This window comes from Chelativorans alearensis (assembly GCF_010993735.1).
Classification (GTDB): domain Bacteria; phylum Pseudomonadota; class Alphaproteobacteria; order Rhizobiales; family Rhizobiaceae; genus Chelativorans; species Chelativorans alearense.
Window position 1 is genome coordinate 407,904 of the sequence record NZ_WQNI01000005.1, and the last position, 22,147, is coordinate 430,050.

17 protein-coding genes are annotated in these 22,147 nt (G+C 61.1%); 5 read left to right on the forward strand and 12 right to left on the reverse strand.

What is annotated here, in order from left to right; all coding sequences use genetic code 11:
- Nucleotide 1: 1 nt before the first annotated feature.
- Both GPJ75_RS10260 and GPJ75_RS10265 read left to right on the forward strand, forming a co-directional pair.
- Nucleotides 2-1,291: a polysaccharide biosynthesis/export family protein gene (locus GPJ75_RS10260; protein WP_163267690.1), complete on the forward strand. Its 1,290-nt coding sequence runs from the start codon at nucleotides 2-4 to the stop codon at nucleotides 1,289-1,291.
- A gap of 32 nt (nucleotides 1,292-1,323) precedes the next feature.
- The gene (locus GPJ75_RS10265; RefSeq protein ID WP_163267692.1) at nucleotides 1,324-2,559 is read left to right on the forward strand and encodes an O-antigen ligase family protein; all 1,236 of its coding nucleotides are present in this window, start codon (nucleotides 1,324-1,326) and stop codon (nucleotides 2,557-2,559) included.
- Nucleotides 2,560-2,743: 184 nt separating this feature from the next.
- Here the strand turns inward: GPJ75_RS10265 and GPJ75_RS10270 are convergent, their stop codons facing one another.
- The gene (locus tag GPJ75_RS10270; RefSeq protein WP_163267694.1) at nucleotides 2,744-4,063 is read right to left on the reverse strand and encodes a DUF3422 family protein; all 1,320 of its coding nucleotides are present in this window, start codon (nucleotides 4,061-4,063) and stop codon (nucleotides 2,744-2,746) included.
- Nucleotides 4,064-4,466: 403 nt separating this feature from the next.
- Between GPJ75_RS10270 and GPJ75_RS10275 the strand changes: the two genes are divergently transcribed.
- Complete coding sequence (locus GPJ75_RS10275) at nucleotides 4,467-5,099, forward strand: DUF6647 family protein (protein ID WP_246249010.1); 633 nt, start codon at nucleotides 4,467-4,469, stop codon at nucleotides 5,097-5,099.
- A gap of 20 nt (nucleotides 5,100-5,119) precedes the next feature.
- Here the strand turns inward: GPJ75_RS10275 and GPJ75_RS10280 are convergent, their stop codons facing one another.
- From GPJ75_RS10280 to GPJ75_RS10310, 7 genes are all read right to left on the reverse strand, one after another.
- Nucleotides 5,120-5,758 (reverse strand): hypothetical protein, encoded by a 639-nt coding sequence (locus GPJ75_RS10280; protein ID WP_163267696.1) that lies wholly within the window; start codon nucleotides 5,756-5,758, stop codon nucleotides 5,120-5,122.
- The gene (locus GPJ75_RS10285; protein WP_163267809.1) at nucleotides 5,755-6,972 is read right to left on the reverse strand and encodes a gluzincin family metallopeptidase; all 1,218 of its coding nucleotides are present in this window, start codon (nucleotides 6,970-6,972) and stop codon (nucleotides 5,755-5,757) included. Before GPJ75_RS10285 ends, GPJ75_RS10280 begins: the two co-directional genes overlap by 4 nt.
- 80 nt (nucleotides 6,973-7,052) lie before the next feature.
- Complete coding sequence (locus tag GPJ75_RS10290) at nucleotides 7,053-7,835, reverse strand: TfuA-like protein (RefSeq protein ID WP_163267698.1); 783 nt, start codon at nucleotides 7,833-7,835, stop codon at nucleotides 7,053-7,055.
- A gap of 8 nt (nucleotides 7,836-7,843) precedes the next feature.
- Nucleotides 7,844-9,034 carry a YcaO-like family protein gene (locus GPJ75_RS10295; protein WP_425483135.1) on the reverse strand — a complete coding sequence of 397 codons (1,191 nt, stop codon included), beginning with the start codon at nucleotides 9,032-9,034 and terminating at the stop codon, nucleotides 7,844-7,846.
- Entirely contained in the window at nucleotides 9,019-12,864 is a 3,846-nt protein-coding gene (locus GPJ75_RS10300) for an ATP-binding protein (protein WP_163267700.1), read from the reverse strand. The genes GPJ75_RS10295 and GPJ75_RS10300 overlap by 16 nt, the downstream gene beginning before the upstream one ends.
- A gap of 350 nt (nucleotides 12,865-13,214) precedes the next feature.
- A complete protein-coding gene (locus GPJ75_RS10305) occupies nucleotides 13,215-13,502 on the reverse strand; it encodes a hypothetical protein (protein ID WP_163267702.1) in 288 nt (95 codons plus the stop codon).
- A gap of 288 nt (nucleotides 13,503-13,790) precedes the next feature.
- The gene (locus tag GPJ75_RS10310; RefSeq protein WP_163267704.1) at nucleotides 13,791-14,282 is read right to left on the reverse strand and encodes a MarR family winged helix-turn-helix transcriptional regulator; all 492 of its coding nucleotides are present in this window, start codon (nucleotides 14,280-14,282) and stop codon (nucleotides 13,791-13,793) included.
- Between the two features lie 77 nt (nucleotides 14,283-14,359).
- Between GPJ75_RS10310 and GPJ75_RS10315 the strand changes: the two genes are divergently transcribed.
- Both GPJ75_RS10315 and GPJ75_RS10320 read left to right on the forward strand, forming a co-directional pair.
- A complete protein-coding gene (locus GPJ75_RS10315) occupies nucleotides 14,360-14,899 on the forward strand; it encodes a methyltransferase family protein (protein WP_205602500.1) in 540 nt (179 codons plus the stop codon).
- Between the two features lie 180 nt (nucleotides 14,900-15,079).
- A complete protein-coding gene (locus GPJ75_RS10320) occupies nucleotides 15,080-15,412 on the forward strand; it encodes a DUF2934 domain-containing protein (RefSeq protein ID WP_163267708.1) in 333 nt (110 codons plus the stop codon).
- A 47-nt stretch (nucleotides 15,413-15,459) separates the two neighbouring features.
- Here GPJ75_RS10320 and treY read toward each other — a convergent pair whose 3' ends face one another.
- Genes treY through glgX form a run of 4 tightly spaced genes read right to left on the reverse strand, consistent with a single transcriptional unit; the run spans nucleotide 15,460 to nucleotide 22,130 of the window.
- Nucleotides 15,460-18,015 carry a malto-oligosyltrehalose synthase gene (gene treY / locus GPJ75_RS10325; RefSeq protein WP_163267710.1) on the reverse strand — a complete coding sequence of 852 codons (2,556 nt, stop codon included), beginning with the start codon at nucleotides 18,013-18,015 and terminating at the stop codon, nucleotides 15,460-15,462.
- A gap of 25 nt (nucleotides 18,016-18,040) precedes the next feature.
- Entirely contained in the window at nucleotides 18,041-18,244 is a 204-nt protein-coding gene (locus GPJ75_RS10330; protein ID WP_163267712.1) for a hypothetical protein, read from the reverse strand.
- Nucleotides 18,241-20,058: a malto-oligosyltrehalose trehalohydrolase gene (treZ, locus tag GPJ75_RS10335; protein ID WP_163267714.1), complete on the reverse strand. Its 1,818-nt coding sequence runs from the start codon at nucleotides 20,056-20,058 to the stop codon at nucleotides 18,241-18,243. Before treZ ends, GPJ75_RS10330 begins: the two co-directional genes overlap by 4 nt.
- Complete coding sequence (gene glgX / locus GPJ75_RS10340; protein ID WP_163267716.1) at nucleotides 20,055-22,130, reverse strand: glycogen debranching protein GlgX; 2,076 nt, start codon at nucleotides 22,128-22,130, stop codon at nucleotides 20,055-20,057. The genes treZ and glgX overlap by 4 nt, the downstream gene beginning before the upstream one ends.
- Nucleotides 22,131-22,147: the final 17 nt, after the last annotated feature.

A 22,147-nucleotide genomic window follows, 5' to 3' on the forward strand; every position in this document is an offset into this window, starting at 1 on the left:
CATGCCACATCGTGCAGGTCCACATACAGGAGGGGCTACATCGAAGAGGTCCATTCCACCCCTTCGCTCCCGGTTCGTTTCCGTTCTGGCCCTAGTTTTGACACTTCTGCTTCCTGCGGTCGCCGGAGCCGAGGAATATCTGCTCGGCCCCATGGACAAGCTGCATATCCGGGTCGCGGAATGGCAAAGTGCCGATGCTTCGGCACGCGATTGGTCGTCGGTCAGCGGCGACTATACCGTCGGTCCGTCCGGATCCGTATCGATACCCTTCATCGGAGAGCTCCCGGCAGCCGGCAAGACGACCGCTGATCTCGCCGCAACGATCGGCGACGAACTGCAACAGACGCTCGGTTTGCTCAGCCGGCCCGACGCCTCGGTCGAGGTGGCGGAGTTCCGCCCTGTCTTCATTTCCGGCGACGTGCAGGCTCCCGGCAAATACGCCTATGACCCCGGCCTGACCGTGCTGAAAGCCGTCAGCTTGGCAGGCGGCCTGCGCCGCGCGCCGAATGAGGGCATGCGGGTCGAGCGCGACTACCTCAACGCGCATGGGAACCACGAGATTTTGGCCGCCGAGCGCAACAGGTTGATCGCGCGCCATGCCCGACTGATGGCCGAAGCCGAGGGCAAGGCAACAATCGATGCTCCCGAAGAACTCGCAGGAAGCGCCGAAGGCAAGGGTCTGATCGCCGAGGAGACGGCGTTCATGAAGGCGCGCGAGGAGCACATGGAGCGTTCGCTCTCCGCGCTCGACGATCTGAAGAAGCTGCTCGCCGGGGAAATCGAATCTCTGGAGAAGAAGATCGCATCGCAAAACCGCCAAATCCAGCTCTCGCGAGAGGAGCTCGAGGGGATCGGCGGCCTTGCCGAGCGAGGCCTTGTCGTCAATCAACGTGTTCTCGGCGTCGAACGCGCGATTGCAGACCTTGAAGGCAAGGTCCTTGACATGGAAACCGCCATGTTGCGGGCAAGGCAGGACATCAACCGCGCGGAGCGCGATGCGGCCACGCTCCGCAACGATCGCGAGACGGAGATTGCCCAGCAACTTCAGGACACGGAGGCCGCGATCGAGGCGCTGGACCTGAAGATTGCGATGTATCGCGGGCTGATGGCCGAAGCCGCTTCGATGGCTCCTGAGGTGGCCCTGAACGCAGACAAGGCCGCGGCCGAGGTGAGCTACCGGATCGTGCGCACGGTTGACGAGGAAACGCAGGAAGTCGCCGCCGACGAGAACACGGCGATCCGCCCCGGCGATGTGATCAAGGTGGACGTCGTCCCGCCGTCGGTTCAGTAGCAGCAGCCGCGGCTCGCCACGAAAACCGCGAAATGAAGATTCCAGTTGCCATCTTTGTCAGCCCCAACCGAAATTTCGGATATGGCGTCGTCGCAATTGCCGTTTCGCTCTTCGTCTTTGCTTATTCGACGCGCTTCGGCCAGGTGCCGATCCTTATCTACTACGCCCTGTGGCTGCCCCTGCCCTTCATCGACCCGCAGCGCTATCTCAGGGGTAACGCGCATCTTCCGTGGATAGTCGCCTTCGGCGTCTTCGCTCTCCTTTCCACCTTCTGGTCGGCAGCGCCAAGCGCGACTGCCCGGGCAGGAGTGCAGTACCTAACCCACATCGCCTGCGCACTGATCGCGGCGCGCAGCGTGAGCCCGCGCACGCTGACCTTCGGCGGACTGGCCGGCGTGGCGCTGGTGCTGGCCTATTCGCTCGCCGTGGGTGGCTATCACTACGACCCGATCGATGGCTCCTATACTTTCGTCGGTGCATTCTCATCGAAGAACCAGCTCGGCTTCTTCGCCTCGCTCGGCATCTATCTGGCCTTCGCGGCTCTCGTCCTGCTGCGCGAGCGCGGCCTACTCGTGGCCCCAACGCTCTTCGTTGGCGCCTTGTCCGGCTACTGCCTCCTCTTCTCGCAATCCGCCACTTCCGTCATCACCGTGGCGATTGCGCTTGCCGCCAGCCTCGCCATGAACACGCTGCAGCTATTCGCGCCCATACCGCGCAAGCTGCTCTTTGCTGCCGGCGCCGTCCTTGCACTTCTCGGCTTGTTTGCCGCTCTGCAACTGGGCGCGTTCGACGCGGTTCTTGGCGCATTCGGCAAGGACGCAACCCTGACCGGCCGCACCTATCTCTGGTCGGAAGGCATGGCGGCTGCGCGCGAACACCCGGTACTGGGGATGGGCTACCAGGCCTATTGGGTGCACGGCTTTCCGGACGCCGAACGGCTCTGGGAGGAATTCTACATCACGGCGCGGACGGGCTTCCACTTCCACAACACCTATATCGAGGCACTCGTCGAACTGGGAGCGATCGGCCTTGTCCTGCTCGTTATCCTACTGATCGGCGTAACCGCCGGCCATACGAGCATATTGCTCGGCAACCGGCGCGATCCCGCCGCGCGGCTGATGTTCGGCCTCAGTGTGATGCTGCTTCTGCGCTCGCTCGCGGAGGTTGACATGATGACGCCTTATGTCGTCGGCTCTTTTCTGCTCTACTATGCGGCAGGCACCGCCTTCGACCTCTCCCGACGCGTCGTGCGCCCCGTTCCTGGCTGAACAACCGGCATCCTCTTCGCCAATCTTCTGCACCCTTCCCCGCAAACGAGCGTCGAGGGCACCATGGGTGATGTCAGGAACAGAGAACATTGGGCGTTCGGAACGGTAGCCCTCATTCCGTTGCGAGCGTTATGTTGCAGCCTCGATGATCATCATAGGGGCCATTGAAACTCAACAGACCCTATTAGTCAGTGATATCTTCGTCGGAGTGAGAGCGCCGAATGCGACGCACCAGCCACCATACGCCAGCGAGGACGAGTGGTACGGAAAACGCCGTGACAAGCTCAGGTTTGACAGCGGCGGAGACCGGCGGTGAACCCTTGGCAACATAGCCGATCAATCCTACAACATAATAAGAGACGGCGGCGACGGAGAGCCCCTCCACAGTCTGCTGCAGCCGCAACTGCAGCTTGGCGCGGCGGTCCATCGAGGCGAGCAAATTGCGGTTCTGCCTTTCCACCTCCACATCGACCCAGGTCCGCAGAAGCGTGGCCGCTCGCGCCAGCTTGCGCGACAAGTTTGCCTGCCGCTCCTCGATCGAGCGACAGGTGCGCATGGCGGGCGAGACGCGGCGCTGCAGGAAGCCGCCCCAGCTATCGAACCCCGGCACCACCTGCTCGCCGAGCGCGGCAAGCCTCTCCTCCACGATGCCGTGATAGGCGCGGCTGGCGCCGAAACGGTAGAGGCTGGCGGCGGCGTCGGCCTCCAATTGGGCGGCAAGCTCTGTGAGTTCGGCCAGAAGGCCGCGACTGTCGCGTCGGTTGTTCGAGCGCATTTCGCCCGTCAGTTGCGCCAGCCGGTCTTCAATGCGGCGGATGCGCGGTGACAGCGACTGCGCCAGCGGCAGGCCGAGCATGGCGAGCGTTCGGTAGGTCTCGATCTCGATCAGCCGCTGCGACAGCGCCCCGGCCCGCGCCGGACTCAGCCCGCCGTCGAGCAGCAGTATGCGCGTCATGCCGTCGCCGTCTTGGCGGAAGTCGGTAATCGCCGCAGCCTTGCCGCCCTCGACCGTCGAATAGCACAGGCTGCCGGGATCGAAATCGGCGATCAGCTTCTCCCCCTGCGGCGCCCATTTGCGGATGTCGAGCCTGACCCCCGAGATCACCGTGCCGGGCGGGCTGAATCCGTCGCCGAAAGGCAAATCCTCCCTGCCGCTCTTTCCACGCGCCGGCGGCGGGCCTTCCCAGAGATAGGTGGAGAATTCCGTATGCCGTTCCCAGCGCAGCGAACCGCGCCCCCAGCTCATCGCATAATGGCGCGCTTGGCGGTCTGGCGGCGCGATGCCGAGACGCTGCGAAAGCTCAACCAACACCGCGTGGTCGGCTGTCGAGCCGGCCTCCGTCATGAAGGAAAGCTGGATCAATCGCCTCGGCACGGAAATCAACGGATGCGGACGCGCATGCACCTCGCCGATCGCGCCCGGCCTGCCCGCATGGGCCGGAAAGCCCATGACGCTGCCTGTAAGGGGCGGGCCTTCCTGGTTTCCCGGGAAATTTTCCGTCATCGCCGCGACCGTCCTGTCTGCCTGATCTTGTGCCGCTTGCCTCCGATCACCTTAGCCGAGGCATTAGCGTTTGTCCGCTGTGGCACCGTGTCGTCCTACTGCCTGGTCGCCCAAAGCGGATACCCCTCTCCTGGGGATCGGGGGTCGAAATCGGCACCAGCTTGAATGGGAGAGCGCGCCCATTCTCGACCGCGAGCTGGTGCGCCGCCTTGCTCGGTCTCCGGACCTCGGCCCTGCGTGCATAAAGGGACGAGCGATGAATTGCAGGCGTGCCTCCGCAGCGATTTAACATTCGAATCACGCTCGCCTCACACTCGATCCACCCCACCCGTGTTCAGTGCATGGCACCGGTTAAACCAGCAATGCTGGCCACCGGTCTCACTGCCGATACGGAGATGGGAAAATGATGCTTTCAATCAAAGAGCTTGCGTTGGCTTCAGTATGCAGCACAGCTGGCATACTCGCCGCATTTGCCGCGGCCGCCACTGAACCCACGCTGGCAGAATCGGTTCCCGCCGGCATCCAGCGGGAGGTAGTGCTGACCGGATCGGGGTTCAGAGTCGGAGTGGATACCTTCACCATCGGTCCAAAGGCAGACCCCTCTCGGCAAGCCCTATTGAGAGGGATAGCGACATGGCTTTCCGGCGAGTTTGGCCTGCCCGAGACCGAGGAATTGCCCACCGTCACATATGCTTCCGCACGCCGTATGAAGGGCCTGCGGTTCCGAGACGTGCCGACCGACCGCTGGAATGACGAACAACACGACATCGTCGCCGTCTACGACGACGATGCGAGGACGATCTATCTGCCCGATGGATGGATGGGCCGAAGCGCTGCCGACCTGTCGGTGCTCGTGCACGAGATGGTGCACCACCTCCAGAACCTTGGCGGGCAGAAGTTCGCCTGCGCGGAGGAGCGCGAGAGGGTGGCCTACGAAGCCCAGGATCGATGGCTCGGCCTTTTTGGCGGCGACCTTGAGAAAGACTTCGAAATTGACCCTTTCACAATTCTGGTGCGGACCAGATGTTTTTACTGATTGCCCACCCTCAAACGATCTCAGTCACGGCTGCTTCGGTGTGGGGCGAGCGCCATCACCTGCGCATACGCCAAGGGTGAACGGCTACCGGGCGTGTTGGCATCCAATACGAGCGTCTTGATATCGTCCGAGCGCACATCCAGCACGACTGCGCGTTGCTGCTTGTCGATCTGCCAGACCGCGTAACCGAGTTCGCGCTTGTAGCCACAGTCTCCTTCAACGATGGCGTGCGGCTCTACAGGCAAGAGCACGATCTGCGGCTTTGGCAGCTTGTAGCAGTGGCCTTCGTAGGCGTAGCCATAGATGACACCGATGCTTGCAATTTCTGGTGCGTCAACATCTGAGATTGTGAGAGTATTTTCAGAAATTTCACCGGCTCGAGATTTTACAGACTCTGCAGAAGAAGATGATCTCACGACAAGTTTTATAATTTCCCGTTTCTCTCCGCCGTCACGTTTCATCAAATCCGTTATGTCTTTTCCTCCTTCTTCAAGTATCTTTTTTAATTCAGACACTTGGACCGTCAGATTCTCATCATCCCTGATCGCCGGCCGGCCGTATAGACGCACCTCTCCAGGCCTGAAGGAATTGTAGTCACTTTGTCCCTGCGTGAACTCTGGGCCAACGCCCGGACTACCGCAATAATCTCGATCGCTCATGGTCCTCTCCTTCCTGCGCTCATGCTTATGGACGGGCGCGTTATCTCGCGCCAAAAAAAGTTGGCCTCCAGACGTTCGGCAGCAGCCCCTTCCGCTGCGAGCATGATCGCCTCGGCCGCTCTGTCGAGACGCAGCGAGTTGACATCCAGCGAAGTCAGTGCGTTAGCCAGCGCCTGACCAACCGCATCGCGTGCAAACACGAGCGCTGACCTGAAAAGATGGGGCCGCGTTCTGAAGGCTTCCTCCGTCAATTCGCGAAACCTATCCCAGTCATCCTGGGAATACCGGCGAAGGTCGGAATCCAGGAGACGCGGGTCCGCGCAGCCGTTTTGAACCAACTCCCGGTGATAGAGCTCCACGATGCTGTCAAACACGGCGCCGACGAAAGGAAGAGCGCGATCATGCGCCTCCTGCGTCACCTCCGACATTCGCCGGAAATTCGTTGCAAGCCTGATCTGCGTTTCGGGACTCGTTTCGGCAAAGCGGTTCAACTCGTTGTGGAGCAGGAGGTTTCCCCTTGTGCGCCGGAGCAGCCGGTCGATCGCGGTATCAAAATGCAGAAACGAGATCAGCGAGACGATATCGGAGAACGCCTCCGCGAATGGAAAGAAGTCGCTGTCGCGCGATGCAGCGGTCGGAAGACCCAACTCGCCCAGACTGATCAAATGCCCGACTTCGTGAGCGATCGTGTCCAGGTTCAACGCGTAGGGCCGATCGATACCGCCGACGCGCGAATAGCCAAGTTCGAGAAATCCATAGCCCGCCTGTGCGTTCTCCCAATCGACCAGCGGAACGATCTCGAGGCGCTCGAAGGTCTGGTCGAAGAACCAGCGGATCGGGTGTCCGAGGTAGCTCTGCCAGATTCCAAGCACGAAATGCACGCAGGCGTAGGCGTGGACTGCAAGAAAGGATCGTGCCTGCGGGTCGAGGTGATCGAAGTGGCGGTCGGGGCCCGCCTTGACAGGTCCACGCCGAGCACCGTCAAAGGGAGGCAGCCATGTTGCGCCGTAAGGTCGTTTGTCGAAGAGAGGATCAGCGACATACATCATCATGTCGCTGGGACCCTCGCCGATCTCATCAGGCAGTATCGGCAGCCATATGCGGTCCGGCTGCTCATAGCCTGGGATAAATGGAGCTTGAGGATATATCCAAAAGCGTGTGCCGACACCCTGTTCGGCGTGCTGATAAGCCTGAGGACGTAGTTCGCCGGCCATAGCATCAACCGAAATAATTATTGAGGCTTTATCAAATTTATCATGCAATATACCCAAGCAATTGCCAAGATAAACTGAACTCAACTATACAACTCCAACAACATTTGGTCAATGCCGCTCGCTTCTATATCGCGAACGAAAGTATTCGTTGCGCGCCATACCCAATCCCTGGGAGGCGGGCCGGATGCGACGAGACGCGGCGCAATTTGCAGGGCCTTGAGCGCATCGTGCCGTTTTCGGCGGGATATTCCGCTAATCAGTCGATCCGACGCATCGTCCGCCCAGTTGGCCTTACGCAGTACCGCCTTCAGGGTTCGATCGCGAAAGTTCATGTTCCGCGCCGTCTGCGTGAGTTTGCACCGGTCTTCGGGTGAGATCAGTTTATCGCGCATAAGCTTGGAGAAAGTGGCCTGAAGATCGATCATCGCGTCCGTTAGCGGAAGAAAGTCAAGCTCAGCAGGTGCAGATTGCACCGCCACAGCGTCGTCGGGGGCCAAGGTCCACCGGCGGTACCAACGATAGATCAAGCCGATCCCGATCATGCCGAACTCGTGCAACTCGGCGGCCCTTAGCGCCCCCATGCTGGCGGTGCCGATCATTCTGATCCCCTGAGCCATCGCCCATAGAATTTCCTTGTGACGGACAGCGGGCCGATCCTCAAATTGCCCGTCGATCAAGATCATCGCCCGCGGTCTGAAGGCATGGGCGGCGAGCACGATGTCGCCCTGTGCCGCGGGCCGGAGATAGACGGCGTCAAGGACCTGTTGGGCCTCGGCAAGCGGGAGCGTTGGGCCGAGGAACACCAGTATGGGGCCATCGGTGCTTTCGCGAGAAACGTGACCGCTTGTGGCCGGATGTTCCATCTGATTACTCACCGAACCGCTGCGAAGGGCTGCGCTGCCGGAAGGATCGTCCTTATGCAGTGAACGCCGCTTTCGCTGTCTGATCCGACCGGCACCGCGAGCACCGGTCCCAATCCCGACGCGGCAACCCTCCGGACAAATGAGCCGAGATTTGCGGAGGAGGAACTTTCAACCGTCGCGGCATCTATCGGAGCAACGTCTGCAGAAATGAGTTGGCGCGCCTGGGCGACGAGTGCGTCACTGCCGGAACGGTAGTGCCTCCTGGTCTGGTCATCGCGTGTGCCGGAGATTGCAGCGGCTCGGGTCACCAGAGCCTCAAGCAAGGCACCAAAGGCAGCCGCCTCCAGCGTTGCGCCGGCGGCATGGCCTTCGGTTGGGAGGGCAAGCGTCGGTTCACCAGGACCCGTTTCTATCGTCTGACACCATACGACCGGAACCTCGGTGGGTGATGGCACGTACCAGAAAGCAAGGGAAAGCCCGTTGTCACGAGCAAGATCCAGAAGCCTCTCTACTTTCCCGCCAAAGGACGTCGAGGATCGAATGCGCATACGGTCGAAAAAGCCGTGCGTGGCAAAGGCCCTCGCCATTGCGTCCCGTTCAATGCATTCGAAAAGGCAATGCAGAAACGCCGCGGGCGCACTCACATGACAGGCAAGACCGGTGGTCGTGCGCAGGAAAATGCCGTCACCAGCCGGCGGCGGCTCGGTGTAGCAAGTATGGACGAGTTCGAGGGGCACCGGCTGCGTTGAGCCCGAAGCTACGTCGAGCGCCAAAATCCACGGAATTCGAACTTCCCGCCATTCGCCCTGGCAGCTGGGCCGGGCCAGATTTTCAAACAGGCCCCGCGGGATTCCGAGTTCTGCGGCAGAAGCAAGAAAGATCCGGTCCGGTGGGATAATTTCGGAAAAGAAGCGCTCGAGCGCCTCCATGATGGCGCCGACTGCCGCCTCCACGACGGAAAGCCCCCGCCCTAGCGCTGTTACCTCCGAAAGAGCGCCCGGGCGAATGGCTTGAACAACGGGCAGCCCGATCCGATCCAGTCCGGTCAAGTCCCCCAGTCGCGTAATCCGGGCTTTTCGGCACAGGGGCAGAAGCCGCGAAAGGAGGCAGTCCAAATCCTCGTGCGTCGGCGACACCGACAATGGGAACGAACTCGCCACTGATAGCGCCGTGTATAATTCCTCTAGGGAACGATCCAATTTTCATTGCCCCCCTGGGATAGATCAGACGCAATGCCGAGTTCCTTGGCTGACCGGGCGGACCGTTCAAAGAGAGCGGCAGCGCCCTGTTCGCTCGCGATTGCCAGTGCAAGTTTCAAATCCGGAACGATCAGATTCGAATCGGCATCGGTTTGGGCGCGAAGTTCCGCGCGGAGACGATAGAGTTCGGCCAGCCAATAGTTATGCCCCGCATCGTTGGCTTGGCTGATTGCGCGATCCAAGGCCGCAATCGCCTCATTCACCTTTCCTTCAAGCCCAAGAATTTTAGAGTGCATATAAAGATATATCGGAAGATCGGCCACCGATCCGAGCTGCTCCAAGACCTCAAGCCCATTGCAGAACACCTCATGACCGGAGTCGATATCCTTCTTCAGTTGCGCTCTAGCCCATCCGCCAAACAGAAGTGACAGGCCATTGAGAAACTCCATTTCATGCTTTGCCGCAAACTCCCCCATCCGCGCGGCAATTTCGGCAAGATGGTCGAAGTTCTCGCGATAAAAGGCGGACACCGCTTCGGTATCGAGCGAGTGTACCTTGCTCGGGATATGTCCGATGCTGTCGGCAAAGCCGATCATTTCCACGAGAGCAGCGTCCGACATCGCGGTCTGGCCGACCAGCCACAACGACAGAGCCTTCTGGCCTAAGCCGCATATCTTTGCGTCATGTCCACCGAACAGCGTCCGATTGATCCCGGCGCGTTCGGCGTCATAAAGTGCAAGGCCAGTCTCGATTGCTTCCAGGGTTTCCTTGTGCCGACCGAGATTGAAGGCAATCGCCCAAATGGAGTGATCGATCTGTAGTTTGACCTCGGGATCGTCCACACCTGCAAGCATCTCCCGCACGCGTATGGCGCGATCGTGCATGATGCGAAAATCCGATCCCGTGTACCACCAACCCCAGAATACCGGGAACCAGTCGGCCAGTTCCCGGGAAGGGCGTTGCCGGGCGATGTTGATACCACGCTCATAGAGTTGCTGCGCTCGCTCGTCCCGAGGGCCAAACTGACTGGTTAGCAGCGGGCCGAGGGCGGCGACAATCTCAAGCTGGAGGCGTTCGCGGGCGTCGATATCATCGATGTTCTCGGTAAGTTCGAGAGCGTGAAAAAGCGAAGATCTAGCTTCCGCCATCGCCGACCGGGCAGCGCTGTCACGCCCCACCCTGGCCAGAATGGCGGCCGCGGTCCGGTAATTGCCCGCGCGCTCGGAATGCCACGCCAGATCGGCGTCTCGCGTGACGGACCCTTCTTCCTTTTGCTGCTCTAGCTGTTTGAACACCCGCTGATGAAAAACCCGCCTGTCGGTATCCCGAAGCGAACTGTAGGCCGCTTCCCGCAGCAACGCGTGTCGGAACTCGTATTCGGCATCCGGCGCCGGCCAAATCTGCCGCAGGATGTTTTGATCGACCAGAAGCGCCAGCAGGGCGGACAGGTTCTCTTCCGGCAGCAGGTCGCCTACCACCTCACGCAACATCGTCAGGTCGAAGCCTCTTCCTATTACGGAGGCTATCTGCGCCACTTTCCGCCCCTCCCCCAAAGCGTTCATGCGGGAGAGGAGCAGATCGTTGAGCGGCATCGCCGGATCGTCCCACGCATCCTTTTTCAGCGCTGGGCTGGTCCCGACGCTACGATCCATCCGGAGCCGCCACAGCACCAGTTCTTCGAGAAACAGCGGAATGCCATCGCTGAATTCCGATATGAAGGCCACCTGCTCCGGAGCCGGGCGATCATCGGCTGTCATCTCCCAAAGGGACGTTGCAAGTGCCTGCGTTTCGGCCGGGCCTAGCCGCCGAAGCGTCAGGTCGAGTGCATTGCTCGCGTCCGAAATTGAACGAAGCGTATCGTCACGCGCCGTAAGCGCGATGAAAACAGGCTTGTCGGTGATCCATGTCGACAGGGCTTCAAGCTCGGCAAGGGTTGATGGATCGGCCCAATGTACGTCCTCGACTATAATGCAAACCGGGCCTTCCCTGGCACGACTCTCGATCACCGCCCGGATTGCGCTCCGCGTTCGCCTGAGAGCTTCCTTCGTTGACAGCGGTGGATCGTTGCCGCCGGATAGAATGATACCGCTTGCGAACCCCAGTTGTTCGACAGCATCAGAATCCAGCACGCTCAAGCGACGCACGGCCCGCATGAAGACCGAGTTCGGCGGCTGCCGCCAGCGTCGGCGACCGGCAAACATGCCCGCAAGCGGCGAAAATGCCGTACGAGCGCCACCGGGCGTGCACTGGAACAGCCAGGGACGCACCCCCGACGCCTTGAGCCGACCGCGGAAATCATGAAGCAATCGTGACTTGCCGATACCCGGCTGCCCACGCACGATCACAACCTGTCCGTGGCCATCGCGGGTGTCGGACCAGCGGTTTGTCAGCAGATCGAGTTCGCTACGACGGCCAACCAGCGGCAGCACATGTCTCTGCCTCGCCTCAAAGCGATCGGATATGCGGCGAGGCACGATCAATTGCCAAAGAACACCGGCTTCGTTCCGGTCGCGTGCGGGCGAGCGATCTTTGTAGGGTTGGAACTTGAAATAGCTGCTGACGCGAGCGCGCAGTCTATCGCTTAACAGTATACCCGGTATCGGGGCCGCATGACGTATCCTACGGGCCGTGAGTTCGGCTTGGCCGATAACTCTGGGTTGGTCTTCATCGCTCTCGTTCGAGAAGACCAACGACACACTCTCGTCGAGGGCTGCTCTGAATAAGAAACGTTGGTCCGAGCGGCTTGGCCAACGGTAGTTCGCGATTGCTTCGCTGAGTTCGTTGGCCGCCGTAACTGCATCGCTGGCGTAATCCTCCGTCTGGCCTTCGACGCCGAAGTAGATCACGCCATGATCTGAGCCGGAAGCGCCAACCAAGCCGAGCCATTCCTCTGCTACCGCACTGATGAGATGGTTTAGATCAGCAATAAGATCTGCCAGAACGCCGGCATCATCTGAATAGTTGGCAGCATTAGAGACGCCTATGATCTCATAACTGAGAGCGACGACCATGCGCTGCTCGATGAGTCTACGCTTTCCCTTGACCGGCGGAAGCTGTGCGGGTTCCGGCGTGGCTGCTACCGATGCTGTTTCGTTCAAAGCTATGCGGATTCCGGGTTCTTTCCTTACCCTTTCGATGACAGCCATTGTTTCCGATGAAGGAGCAACACCAAGCGCGGTCTCGAACAATTCCAGCATCGACCTTGCATGCCGCACTGCCTCCCCACGTCGATTGGCCGCGAGCAGGGCGTTCAGCAAGGCGCGGTGCGCCTCCTCGGCGAGGTCGTCCAACAACACAGCGCGCCGCGCCTCCCGCACGGCTGTTTCCAAGTCACCGCTCTCAAGCGAAGTTTCGGACAGCCTCACGAATACCTCCAAGGCACGCGTCCGGTACCATCCGCGCTGATCGAAAATCCACTGCTCCGCATCGCCGTCCCGGATGCGGACGTCGCTGAGAAAATCTCCCCCGTAGAGTTCCGATGCAGCGCGAAGCGATTGCGGGTCGTCACTTCCTAGAAGTGTCTTGAAGGTCAGGGCATCGACCTGGATCAATTCAGGGCGGAGCCACACTTCCTCCCGCTGCGCACCAATCACTGGTTTCGCGACGAATTGCTTTCTCAGTTGGCTCAACGCGGTTCGCAGATTTTGGCTGGCGCCTCCGCCACTCCGCTCGCCCCAAAGACGCTCCGCCAATACCTCTCGATGGCAACTGTACGGTATGGCCAGGGCAAGTGAAGCAAGCAGACAGCGCTGCTTGGCAGACGCGATCGGAACGAGCTCGTCGTCGTGGAGCAGTTCAAAGCCGCCAAGAACACGCAGATAATAGCTCATGGCGCGAGGCCGCCTGTACGGCGTAACGAACGAGAATCTGGATCGCCAAAGAAAATCTCCCGAAGCCGCAATGACTCCGCCAGAGAAGGCGAATGGGCCGACAATAGTGTTCTTAAAGGCAACCCACCCAATATAATAACACAAAAACGCTCAACTGGAACTCGGGCTTCTGACCTGCGACCCGCCGCACCCCAAGAAGACGAGATTGCTCTCGATGCGGTGTCTTCTTGAGCCCTTCAATTTCCAGCACAACAAAAACAGCAGCCCCGGTGGGGCTGCTGTTGCGCGTCGAACCGACCCGCTAATGGTCTAGCCCAAACAGATGGGTACCATCTGTCAGGATCGCGCCACTAGCGTGCGATTTGGAAGCGCGGGGTGGGCTCGTCGTTCTCATCGCTGGGGCCAAAGCCATCCGCGGCCGAGAAGCGGCCGCTCCGACCGGAACCAGTGGAGAAGCCGTAGGAGTCGTTGGCGCTGCCGGTCACGACTGTCCTGTCGACGGAGGGCGCCATCTGGTAGCGCGGAGCAGGCATACTGTTCGCCTCGCTGGTACCGACACCCCACGCGGCTTCGAAAGCAACTGCGTTGCCGACACCAAGTGTCGCGAGAACAGATGCGAGAATAGCAATTTTATTCATAGTAACCTCCTGTGTTTCTGTAAGGAACCACGGTCAAAATCTTCCTTGAATTGCGTTTCTAGTGACCGCGAGGCCTGATCTACGCGTCGACCGTGCAATCACCGTTGATCGAGCGTGAGCGATCCGTGAAAGTGACGCGGGGGCTGCGAAATGGATAAAGTCAGAAAACGCGCCAGCGTCCGGATAGAGGCGACCTATTCCGCTCGTCACGTCACCGTGAGCGCGCTCGCTGCGGGCGCCCCCGGGAGCGCAACCGTCGATATCCGGACCGTGCCTTGAATTGTCTGTTTATGAGTTGAAGCCGCCGTAAGCTTTAACATCATCGCTCAGATGCCGCACGATATCGGTCGTCTTGCGGATATCCACTTCGCTGACATCGCCGCCCATGGTCGATGCAATCGAAAGGAGCGAGGCGGTGAGCTCGCTGTAGCGCGCCTCACCTACGGGCGTCAGCCGCACGAGCTTCGAGCGCCGGTGCTTCGGGTTGTCGATAAATTCCACGAGCCCCTCGGCAGCAAGCTCATTCGCCAGTCGTTGCATGCGCTGGCGGCTGGTGGGTCGCATCTGGGCTATCTGCGGCACGGTGAGCGGGCCAAGCAGTGCGAGACTCCGCATGAAGCCGAAGACACCGCCGCCCCAGCCGGTGATGAACCCTGTCTTCTGGCCAAGCGCCCGTATCTTGAAGAAGCACTGGGCGACTTCGAGCATCAATTCCGCGACCGCCTCGGCCTTGCTGCCGACGACCCGACCCGCCCCTTTCCCCTGTGGCATCGTCACCATGCTTTCCGCTCCGTCTCCGCAACCGACATTGACACCTTTGTTGTCAAAAATTAGAATGACACCAAAGTTGTCACTTCATGTCGATTTTGAACTTCGATGCATTGTGTGGCAAGGAGCCCACCATGAACTCCACCGGCCAACAGGGTGGTGATCCCGAAACGGTCGACGTCATAGCGCGACCGCCATTCCTCTTTCTCGGCTGCCTGGTCCTTGGGTTCGTCCTGGACCGCATGTTACCTCTGCCGCTTTCCTTGCCGGAGAGCGCCGTGCCGCGTTGGACGGCTGGCGGCGTTTTGATCATCCTCGGCGTCGCGATCTTTGCCGCAGGCGCTCGCAACTTCTCTCGCGCAGCCACGCCGGTGCCCTCCACTCGTCCTGTGCGCACGCTGGTGACGACTGGCATTCATGGGTGGAGCCGCAATCCAATCTACATTGGCATGTTCCTCATCTACGGCAGTATTGGCATAGCCGCACCAAGCCCATGGATCCTGATCCTCACGCTGCCCCTGGCAATCACGATCCGCTACGGCGTCGTCGCGCGCGAAGAGGCGTACTTGGAAAGGCGGTTCGGCGACGCCTACCGGGACTACAAGACCCGCGTGCGCCGGTGGATGTAGCCTTGGGCCAGATCACCGGCCCTGCACGTTCGGAGGCTGAACTGATATCCACTTTGAAGCGATCCGGCTCCTAGCGCGCAATCATGTCGTTCCGATACACGCAACAAACGCCGTTATCATTAACCATCGCTGGAACCTTGTTCCTTGCCTCGTGTTTAGCGAGGGAACGGAGCGATAGCCATGTCTTCAGATCGGGAAGAGCAAGTCCGGCGCCGCGCCTATGAACTCTGGGAGATGGAGGGCCGCCCGGAAGGTCGGCATCGCGAACATTGGGAACGTGCGGCGCGCGAGATGGCGATGGAGAAAGACGGAAGCGCCGAAGACGCCGAAATACCGGAGGAAATGCCGCAAGATTTTCCGCAAGCGCGCGGGAGATCGGAGGCGGCCGGAGGAAGACAGCCCGGCGGCAGCAAGCGCGGCGCACGCGCTGCCGCCACCAAAGGCAACACGGGCGCAGACGACAAAAAGCGCCGCAGCACCGGCACGGCGAAGCGACCAAAGAAATCGCCCTGATCAGGATGGATTGACGGCGGATTTGTCGGCTGTCGTGCCGCACGCCTCTAAAGTGATTGCAAAACAGCGACCGGCAACCCGGCCCAAAGGGTGGACAGTGGTGCCTGGCTGTCGTCGATCGTTTGTCCCGTCAGCGCCCTGTAGCCTCCGGCGGTCTTGGGAAGGAGGAGCAGCGTCCGCGCTAAGGCGGCGCTGCTCATCCAGGACCGCCGACTGGAGACGCAGTGCTTGAGCCCGAAACGCGGCACGGCAACGACTACTCGTTTTCCCTCAAGCACCCGCACAAAGGCGATGGCGTGCTCTTTTTCTTCGCCGGCGATCTCCAAAGGCTCGTACCGGCCACGGTTGAAAAGATCGGCTTGGCCGCTGCGAAGACGCAGGAGCCTATCGAGGAGCCACAGCTTCGGCACGCCCTCGCGCCAGCGCTGCATCGCCGCGCCGGCGTCCAAGCCGCGTACTTCCTGCAAAAGGCTTTGCCGGAGCGCGAAGTCGACCGGTCGCCGATTGTCGGGATCGACCATGCTGAAGTCCATGAGCTCGCATCCCTGATAAATATCCGGCACCCCCGGCAGGGTGAGCTTGAGCACAAGCTGCGCCAGGCTGTTGACGAGCCCGGCCGGCTCGAATGCATCGATGACGGCGCGGACATCCTCCAGCAGGGCCCGGCGCTCGGGCGCGAACAGGTTCTTGATATAGGCTTCCACAGCAGCCTCGAAGCGTTCGTTGGGGTCGGTCCAACTTGTGCGCTGCTTCGCTTCACGCAGCGCCTTGATCATAAACGCGACGAGCCGCTTGCACAGCGCCTGCAACCCCGCTTCGTCGGAGATCGGAAGGTCGGCGGGCCACGCACCGGCCAGCGCCTGATAAAGCAGCCATTCTGTGCCCTTATCCGGGGCGGGCCCATCCGGCAACGCACGACGAAGCCCGGCCGCCGCATTGTGCCAGCGCGCCACGGAATCCGCCCAGTCGCGCGGCATCTCGCTTAAGACGGCAAGGCGTGCGCGCGCATCCTCGCCGCGCTTGGTGTCGTGCGTCGCCGTGGCAGACAGGGCACGCGGCGCGTCGACCCGACTTTGCATGGCCGCGTGGAAAGTTTCCGGCTCAATACCGAACACATCCGGATCCGCGCCTACCTCATTCAAGGCAGTGAGCCGGTTGTAGCGATAAAAGGTCGTATCCTCCATGGCCTTGGCCATGAGTGGGCCGGTCGTTTGCTGAAAGCGCCTGATGAAGGTGGCGCGGGCAGCTGAGCCCGCCGCTGGTTGAAGCAGGAGCGCAGCGATGAAGGCGACGACACGGCGATCCTCCACAGCGCGGCCGCGTTCTACCTGCTCAAGGGCCCGCTCGATCAAGGTGCGGTCCTGATCGGAGGCGCCATCGCGGTCGACGTACGTGCGATAAACGGGCAAAGCTGCGGCAAGCTCTACAATGGCCGTCTTCAGCGTATCGTGGCCGAAGTCGCGCGTGGCGAGATCCCGCGCCGCTACCGTTTCGGCAAGACGCACAAGTGCGGCAAGTTCTCCAGCGAGGTTGACAGTGAGCATGCGCCGTTTGGCGGCGAGCAGCTGTCGGGCGAAATCGGGATCATCGCCGGTGAAGCCTACCCAGCCCTTGGTCATTTCCTCGCAACCGTGCGGATCAACCTGAAGCGCGGTGACAACGCGGGTAAATTCGTAGCCCGTCGTACCGGCGCACGCCCAGTCGGCGCGTAGCGCCTCCCCCGGCCCCAAAATCTTCTCGACCAGCACGTAATCGAGCCCCGAGGCCCCCCTGAGGTCGGCCAGATAGCCCTTAGGATCGGCCAGGCCATCGACATGATCGATGCGCAACCCGTCGACGAGGCCGTCGCGGACAAGCCGGAGGGGAAGCTGGTGGACATCGGCGAAGACAGACGCATCCTCCACCCGTACGCCGACGAGGTCGGCAATCTCGAAGAAGCGGCGATAGGTCAGCGCCTCGCGCGCGAGGCGCCAGTAGGCAAGCCGCCAGACCTGAGCCTCGTGCAGGCGATGCAATCGTTCCTTATCGGCATTGATCCGGGCGAGCGTTTCGTCCAGGTCTCGACCGCCATCGTTGGGGTCCGGTGAAAGGGAGGCGGGCGCAAGCGGCAGCGACAACCGGTCGTAGCTGAAGATAGGCTCTCCCTTTTTCGTGTCGATCCCGACCTTGAGCTTTCCCTCAGCAAGGGCCTCGCCGTATGGCTCGCTGAGTACAGGCAGAAGCAGCTTAGGTGCCTGCCAGTCGATGTCGAAATGCCGTGCATAGGCGCTGTCCCGACCGTGCTTCAGCACATCGCGCCACCAGGGATTGGCAGTGGACGCGGCCATATGGTTGGGCACGATGTCGAGTATAAGGCCGAGCCCATTCTCCTTCAGGGCCTCTGCCAGTCGGGCAAAACCTTCTTCACCGCCGAGCACTGGGTCGAGGGCTTGGTAGTCGGCCACATCATAGCCGTGGGGGGAGCCCGCCGCGGCGGTGAAGATGGGAGAGGCGTAGAGATGGCTGATGCCCAGATCGGCCAGATAGGGAACGATCTCGGCGGCCCGCGCAAAGGTCATGCCATTGCGAAACTGCAAACGATAGGTAGCGCGGGGAATGCTCATGGGGTGCGCGGCCTTTCTTCCGAAATCACACGAAACACGGCTTGCGGAACGGGCGCTTCATCGATTTCTTTGAGAAGCAGTGGAAGGCGGCGCCGCCCTCCTCGCCGCCCAGGATGCTAACAAGCACCTTGACCGCTTCATCGGATGCGCGTGCCGTCGTGCCGTCGAGCGCGCGGTAGGTACGCACGATGCCGTGGGCGGCGGCCATCCGGTCGAGGGCGTCGGTCATGGGCCGGCTCCAGATGCAAAGACGATGAGACTTCGCGGCGGAAGCTGCCCGTCCCGCAGGGCGGCAAGGAGACCATTGCGACTTTCGTAGACCAGCTCCAAACCATCGAGAGTCTCTGTGAAGGCCGCATCGTGCGTGCCGAAATTGGCCGCCATCAGAAGCAGGCTGCCGCCCGCCGGCCAACCTACTACGAAAGCGCTCCTGCTCAGGCGTTGCGCGCCGCCCCGCATGGATTTGATAGCTGGCAGAAGGGGCACGATGTACGTGTTGCGCGTCTCAAGGAGCCGGCGGAAGAGCGCGAGGCGTCGCTTGCCTGCCTCGGTCCCGGCATGCTCCCAACGAAGAGCCGACGCTTCTAAGGTGGACAGCGCATTGGGATCGGGAATGTGCCCGGCGTTCTCCTCGCCGAAATTGTGGAAGGCGGCAAACTCGCGGCGCCGTCCCTCCCGCACGGCCTTGGCAAGTGCATCCTGGAAGTCGGCAAAGAAGAGGAAGGGGGTTGTCTCGCCATATTCCTCACCCATGAAAACGAGTGGGATCTGCGGGTTGAGCAGAAGGACAGCGGTTAACAGTTCAACGGTTTCCTCATCGGCAAGGGTGGTCAGCCTTTCGCCGAAGACACGATTGCCGATCTGGTCGTGATTCTGCAGGAAGTTGACGAAGGCGACCGGAGGCTGGCCCGTGCTGGGCTGGCCGCGCGGCCAACCCTCATGCGGCGCGTAGGGCTCGCCCTGGTAGGAAAAACCCTCTGCCAATGCCCGCGCCAGATGCCCCACAGCATCGTCCGCAAAGCCCGCATAATAGCCGGCGTCCTCGCCCGTAGCGATGCAGTGAGCGGCATGGTGGAAATCGTCATTCCACTCGGCGGTGAAGAGCGTAGGCCGGTTTTCCTCATTATACGGATGAAGTCCAACGATATTGCGCTCGTCTTCGGTCATCAGGTGGATCTCGCGATCGCCGAACCGCTCGCGGATCCGGCGCGCCATTTCCACAAGGATCGGTGTTTCGCTTTGGTCCTTGATCTGGTCGATGGCGTCGAAGCGCAGGCCGTCAACGCGGAACTCCTTCAGCCAGTAGATCGGATTGTCGAGGAAGAAGTCGCGTACCGCCGGCGCTTCGAAGCGGATGCCCGGTCCCCAGGGCGTCTGGCGTTCGGGGTCGAAAAACTCCGGCGCATAGACGCCCAGATAGTTCCCGTCCGGCCCGAAATGGTTGTAGACCACGTCGAGGATCACCATCAGCCGCCGTTCATGGGCGGCGTCGACCAGACGCTTCAGCCCGGCTACGCCGCCATAAGCCGCATGCGGGCAGTACGGCAGCACGCCGTCATAGCCCCAGCCACGCGTCCCGGAAAATTCGGCGACGGGCATGATCTCGATGGCGGTGAAGCCTATCCCTGCCAGATAGTCGAGTTTGCGGCGGATGCCCTCGAACCCGCCCGGCGGCGCAAAGGTGCCGGGGTGGAGTTCGTAGACCACCGCCTCGTTCCAGGGCCGTCCCTTCCAGTCCGGCATCTTCCAATCATAGTCGGAACTGACAAGCAGGCTTGGCCCGTGCACACCGGACGCCTGCGCGCGGGAAGCGGGATCGGGTACCGTCATGCCGCCGGGCAGGACGAATTGGTATTGGGTTCCGTCTCCAAGACCGTCGACGGTGAGTTCGAACCAGCCATCGGCGCGACGATCCATCGACCGCTCCGGCATCTGCGCGACCTTCAACAGAAGCTGATCGAGCGGGGGTGCCCAGAGGCGGAAAACCGCGGAGCCGTCATCGTTGAGATGAGCGCCCCAATGATAGTCCGGCTTCTGCGTCATCGCCCACGCCCTTCCAGTATGGCCATGGAGCGGTCAGCCAGTTGAATCTTGCCGGGCGTGCGGATGGCGTCCCAGACGGGCCATTGGCCGGTTTCGGTCCGCATGATGACCTGCCATCCCGGCATGCCCAGTTCGCGCGGCAGATGGAATTCCACCGGATCCGAAGAGGCATTCAAGAGAATGAGCAGGCAGGACCTGCGTTCGTTGCAATGCATCAAGCCGAGGCATTTCAGGCCTGGGTCCTGCCAATCCTCATCGCTCATCTGTTGGCCGGACGGGCGCAGCCATGTCACGTCGAGAAAGCCGCCATCCACCGGCCGACCGTGCAAGAAATCCCTGTGGCCGAGGTGTACGCTCGACTGCCGATAGGCGATCATCCGCCGGACAAACTGCATGAATCCCTCGTCTTCCAGTGCATGCCCCTCCCAAGGCAGCCAGTTCATATCGTTGTCCTGGCAATAGGCGTTGTTGTTGCCGTGCTGTGTGCGCCCCACCTCATCCCCCATGAGGATCATCGGCGTGCCCTGAGACAAAAGAAGCGTGGCAATCGCATTGCGCCGCATTTTCGTCCTGAGCGCGCGGATATGAGGATCGTCGGTCGGGCCTTCCTTGCCACAATTCCAGCTGCGGTTGTCGCTGTGGCCGTCGTTGTTGTCCTCGTGGTTCGCCTCGTTATGGCGTTCGTCGTAGGTATAAAGGTCGGCGAGCGTGAAACCGTCATGGGCGGTGACGAAATTGATGCTTGCCCAAGGGCGGCGCCCACGCCGATCGAACATGGCGGCCGAGCCAAGAAGTCCGCTTGCCAGATCGGGTGCCACGTGCTCGTCGCCGCGCCAGAAGGAACGAATCCAGTCGCGGCAGGCACCGTTCCATTCCGCCCAACCGGGCGGGAAATTACCGAGCTGGTATCCGTCTGGGCCCAGATCCCATGGCTCGGCAATGAGCTTGACGCGCGAAAGCACCGGATCCTGGCGTACGGTGTCGAAAAAGACCGATGACGGCTCAAAGCTGTCCCTTTCGCGGCCGAGTGCTGTGGCCAGGTCGAAGCGGAAGCCGTCGACATGACATTCCTCGACCCAATAGCGCAGCGAATCCATCACCATCTGCAGCACGCGCGGATGCTTCAGGTTCACGGTGTTGCCGCAGCCCGTCGTGTCGTAATAGTACCGCCGGTCGTCGCCCAGTATGTAATAGCTGGCATTGTCGAGACCGCGGAAAGACAGGGTCGGTCCCAGTTCGTTGCCTTCCGCCGTATGATTGTAGACAACATCGAGGATCACCTCGATGCCCGCCTCGTGCAGCTTGCGCACCATACGCTTGAACTCGTGCACGCCACCGCCCGGCGAAATGTATCGGGAGGCGGTGGAAAAAAAGCCGATCGTGTTGTAGCCCCAGTAGTTCGACAGATGCCTGTTCACTAGATAGCGGTCATCAAAAAAGGTCTGGACGGGCATGAGCTCGATGGCGGTAATGCCTAGCTTGACCAGATAGTCGATGACGCGTGAATCGGCGAGGCCGCCGAAAGTGCCGCGAAGCTGTTCAGGCATGTGCGGGTGCAAAGCCGTCATACCCTTCACATGGGCCTCATAGATGACCGTATCGCCCCACGGCCTGCGCGGGCGCACGTCATCGCCCCATGTGGTGGCGGTGTCGGTGACGACGCATTTCGGCACGACAAAGGCGGAGTCGCGCCGATCCATCGAAAGGTCCTGGCGCGACGAGCCGACGCGGTATCCAAAGCAGGCGTCGTGCCAGCGCAGGTCTCCCAAGAGCAGCTTCGCGTAGGGGTCGATCAACAGCTTGTTCGGGTTGAAGCGATGACCCTTGTTGGGGTCGTAGGGCCCGTAGGCGCGCAGCCCGTAGACCTGGCCTGGCCGCATGTCGGGGAAATAGCCGTGCCAGACCTCATGCGTATATTCCGGCAGGGCAACACGCTCGAGCTCTCGCTTTCCCCTGGCATCGAAAAGGCACAGCTCGATCTTCTCGGCATGGGCAGAAAAGACGGAGATGTTCACGCCGGCGCCATCCCAGGTGGCGCCGAGCGGATAGGGAAGGCCATTGCGGACACGCACACCGTCTTCCTTTATCA

What these genes read in the sequence shown, in the direction of transcription:
- GPJ75_RS10330 (WP_163267712.1), bottom strand. Translation starts at nt 18,244, where the DNA reads ATGACCGACGCCCTCGACCGGATGGCCGCCGCCCACGGCATCGTGCGT.
- GPJ75_RS10270 (WP_163267694.1), bottom strand. Translation starts at nt 4,063, where the DNA reads ATGACGGAAAATTTCCCGGGAAACCAGGAAGGCCCGCCCCTTACAGGC.
- GPJ75_RS10315 (WP_205602500.1), top strand. Translation starts at nt 14,360, where the DNA reads ATGTCGATTTTGAACTTCGATGCATTGTGTGGCAAGGAGCCCACCATG.
- GPJ75_RS10275 (WP_246249010.1), top strand. Translation starts at nt 4,467, where the DNA reads ATGATGCTTTCAATCAAAGAGCTTGCGTTGGCTTCAGTATGCAGCACA.
- GPJ75_RS10265 (WP_163267692.1), top strand. Translation starts at nt 1,324, where the DNA reads ATGAAGATTCCAGTTGCCATCTTTGTCAGCCCCAACCGAAATTTCGGA.
- GPJ75_RS10260 (WP_163267690.1), top strand. Translation starts at nt 2, where the DNA reads ATGCCACATCGTGCAGGTCCACATACAGGAGGGGCTACATCGAAGAGG.
- GPJ75_RS10320 (WP_163267708.1), top strand. Translation starts at nt 15,080, where the DNA reads ATGTCTTCAGATCGGGAAGAGCAAGTCCGGCGCCGCGCCTATGAACTC.
- GPJ75_RS10280 (WP_163267696.1), bottom strand. Translation starts at nt 5,758, where the DNA reads ATGAGCGATCGAGATTATTGCGGTAGTCCGGGCGTTGGCCCAGAGTTC.
- GPJ75_RS10305 (WP_163267702.1), bottom strand. Translation starts at nt 13,502, where the DNA reads ATGAATAAAATTGCTATTCTCGCATCTGTTCTCGCGACACTTGGTGTC.
- GPJ75_RS10285 (WP_163267809.1), bottom strand. Translation starts at nt 6,972, where the DNA reads ATGGCCGGCGAACTACGTCCTCAGGCTTATCAGCACGCCGAACAGGGT.
- GPJ75_RS10300 (WP_163267700.1), bottom strand. Translation starts at nt 12,864, where the DNA reads ATGAGCTATTATCTGCGTGTTCTTGGCGGCTTTGAACTGCTCCACGAC.
- treZ (WP_163267714.1), bottom strand. Translation starts at nt 20,058, where the DNA reads ATGACGCAGAAGCCGGACTATCATTGGGGCGCTCATCTCAACGATGAC.
- GPJ75_RS10290 (WP_163267698.1), bottom strand. Translation starts at nt 7,835, where the DNA reads ATGGAACATCCGGCCACAAGCGGTCACGTTTCTCGCGAAAGCACCGAT.
- treY (WP_163267710.1), bottom strand. Translation starts at nt 18,015, where the DNA reads ATGAGCATTCCCCGCGCTACCTATCGTTTGCAGTTTCGCAATGGCATG.
- GPJ75_RS10310 (WP_163267704.1), bottom strand. Translation starts at nt 14,282, where the DNA reads ATGGTGACGATGCCACAGGGGAAAGGGGCGGGTCGGGTCGTCGGCAGC.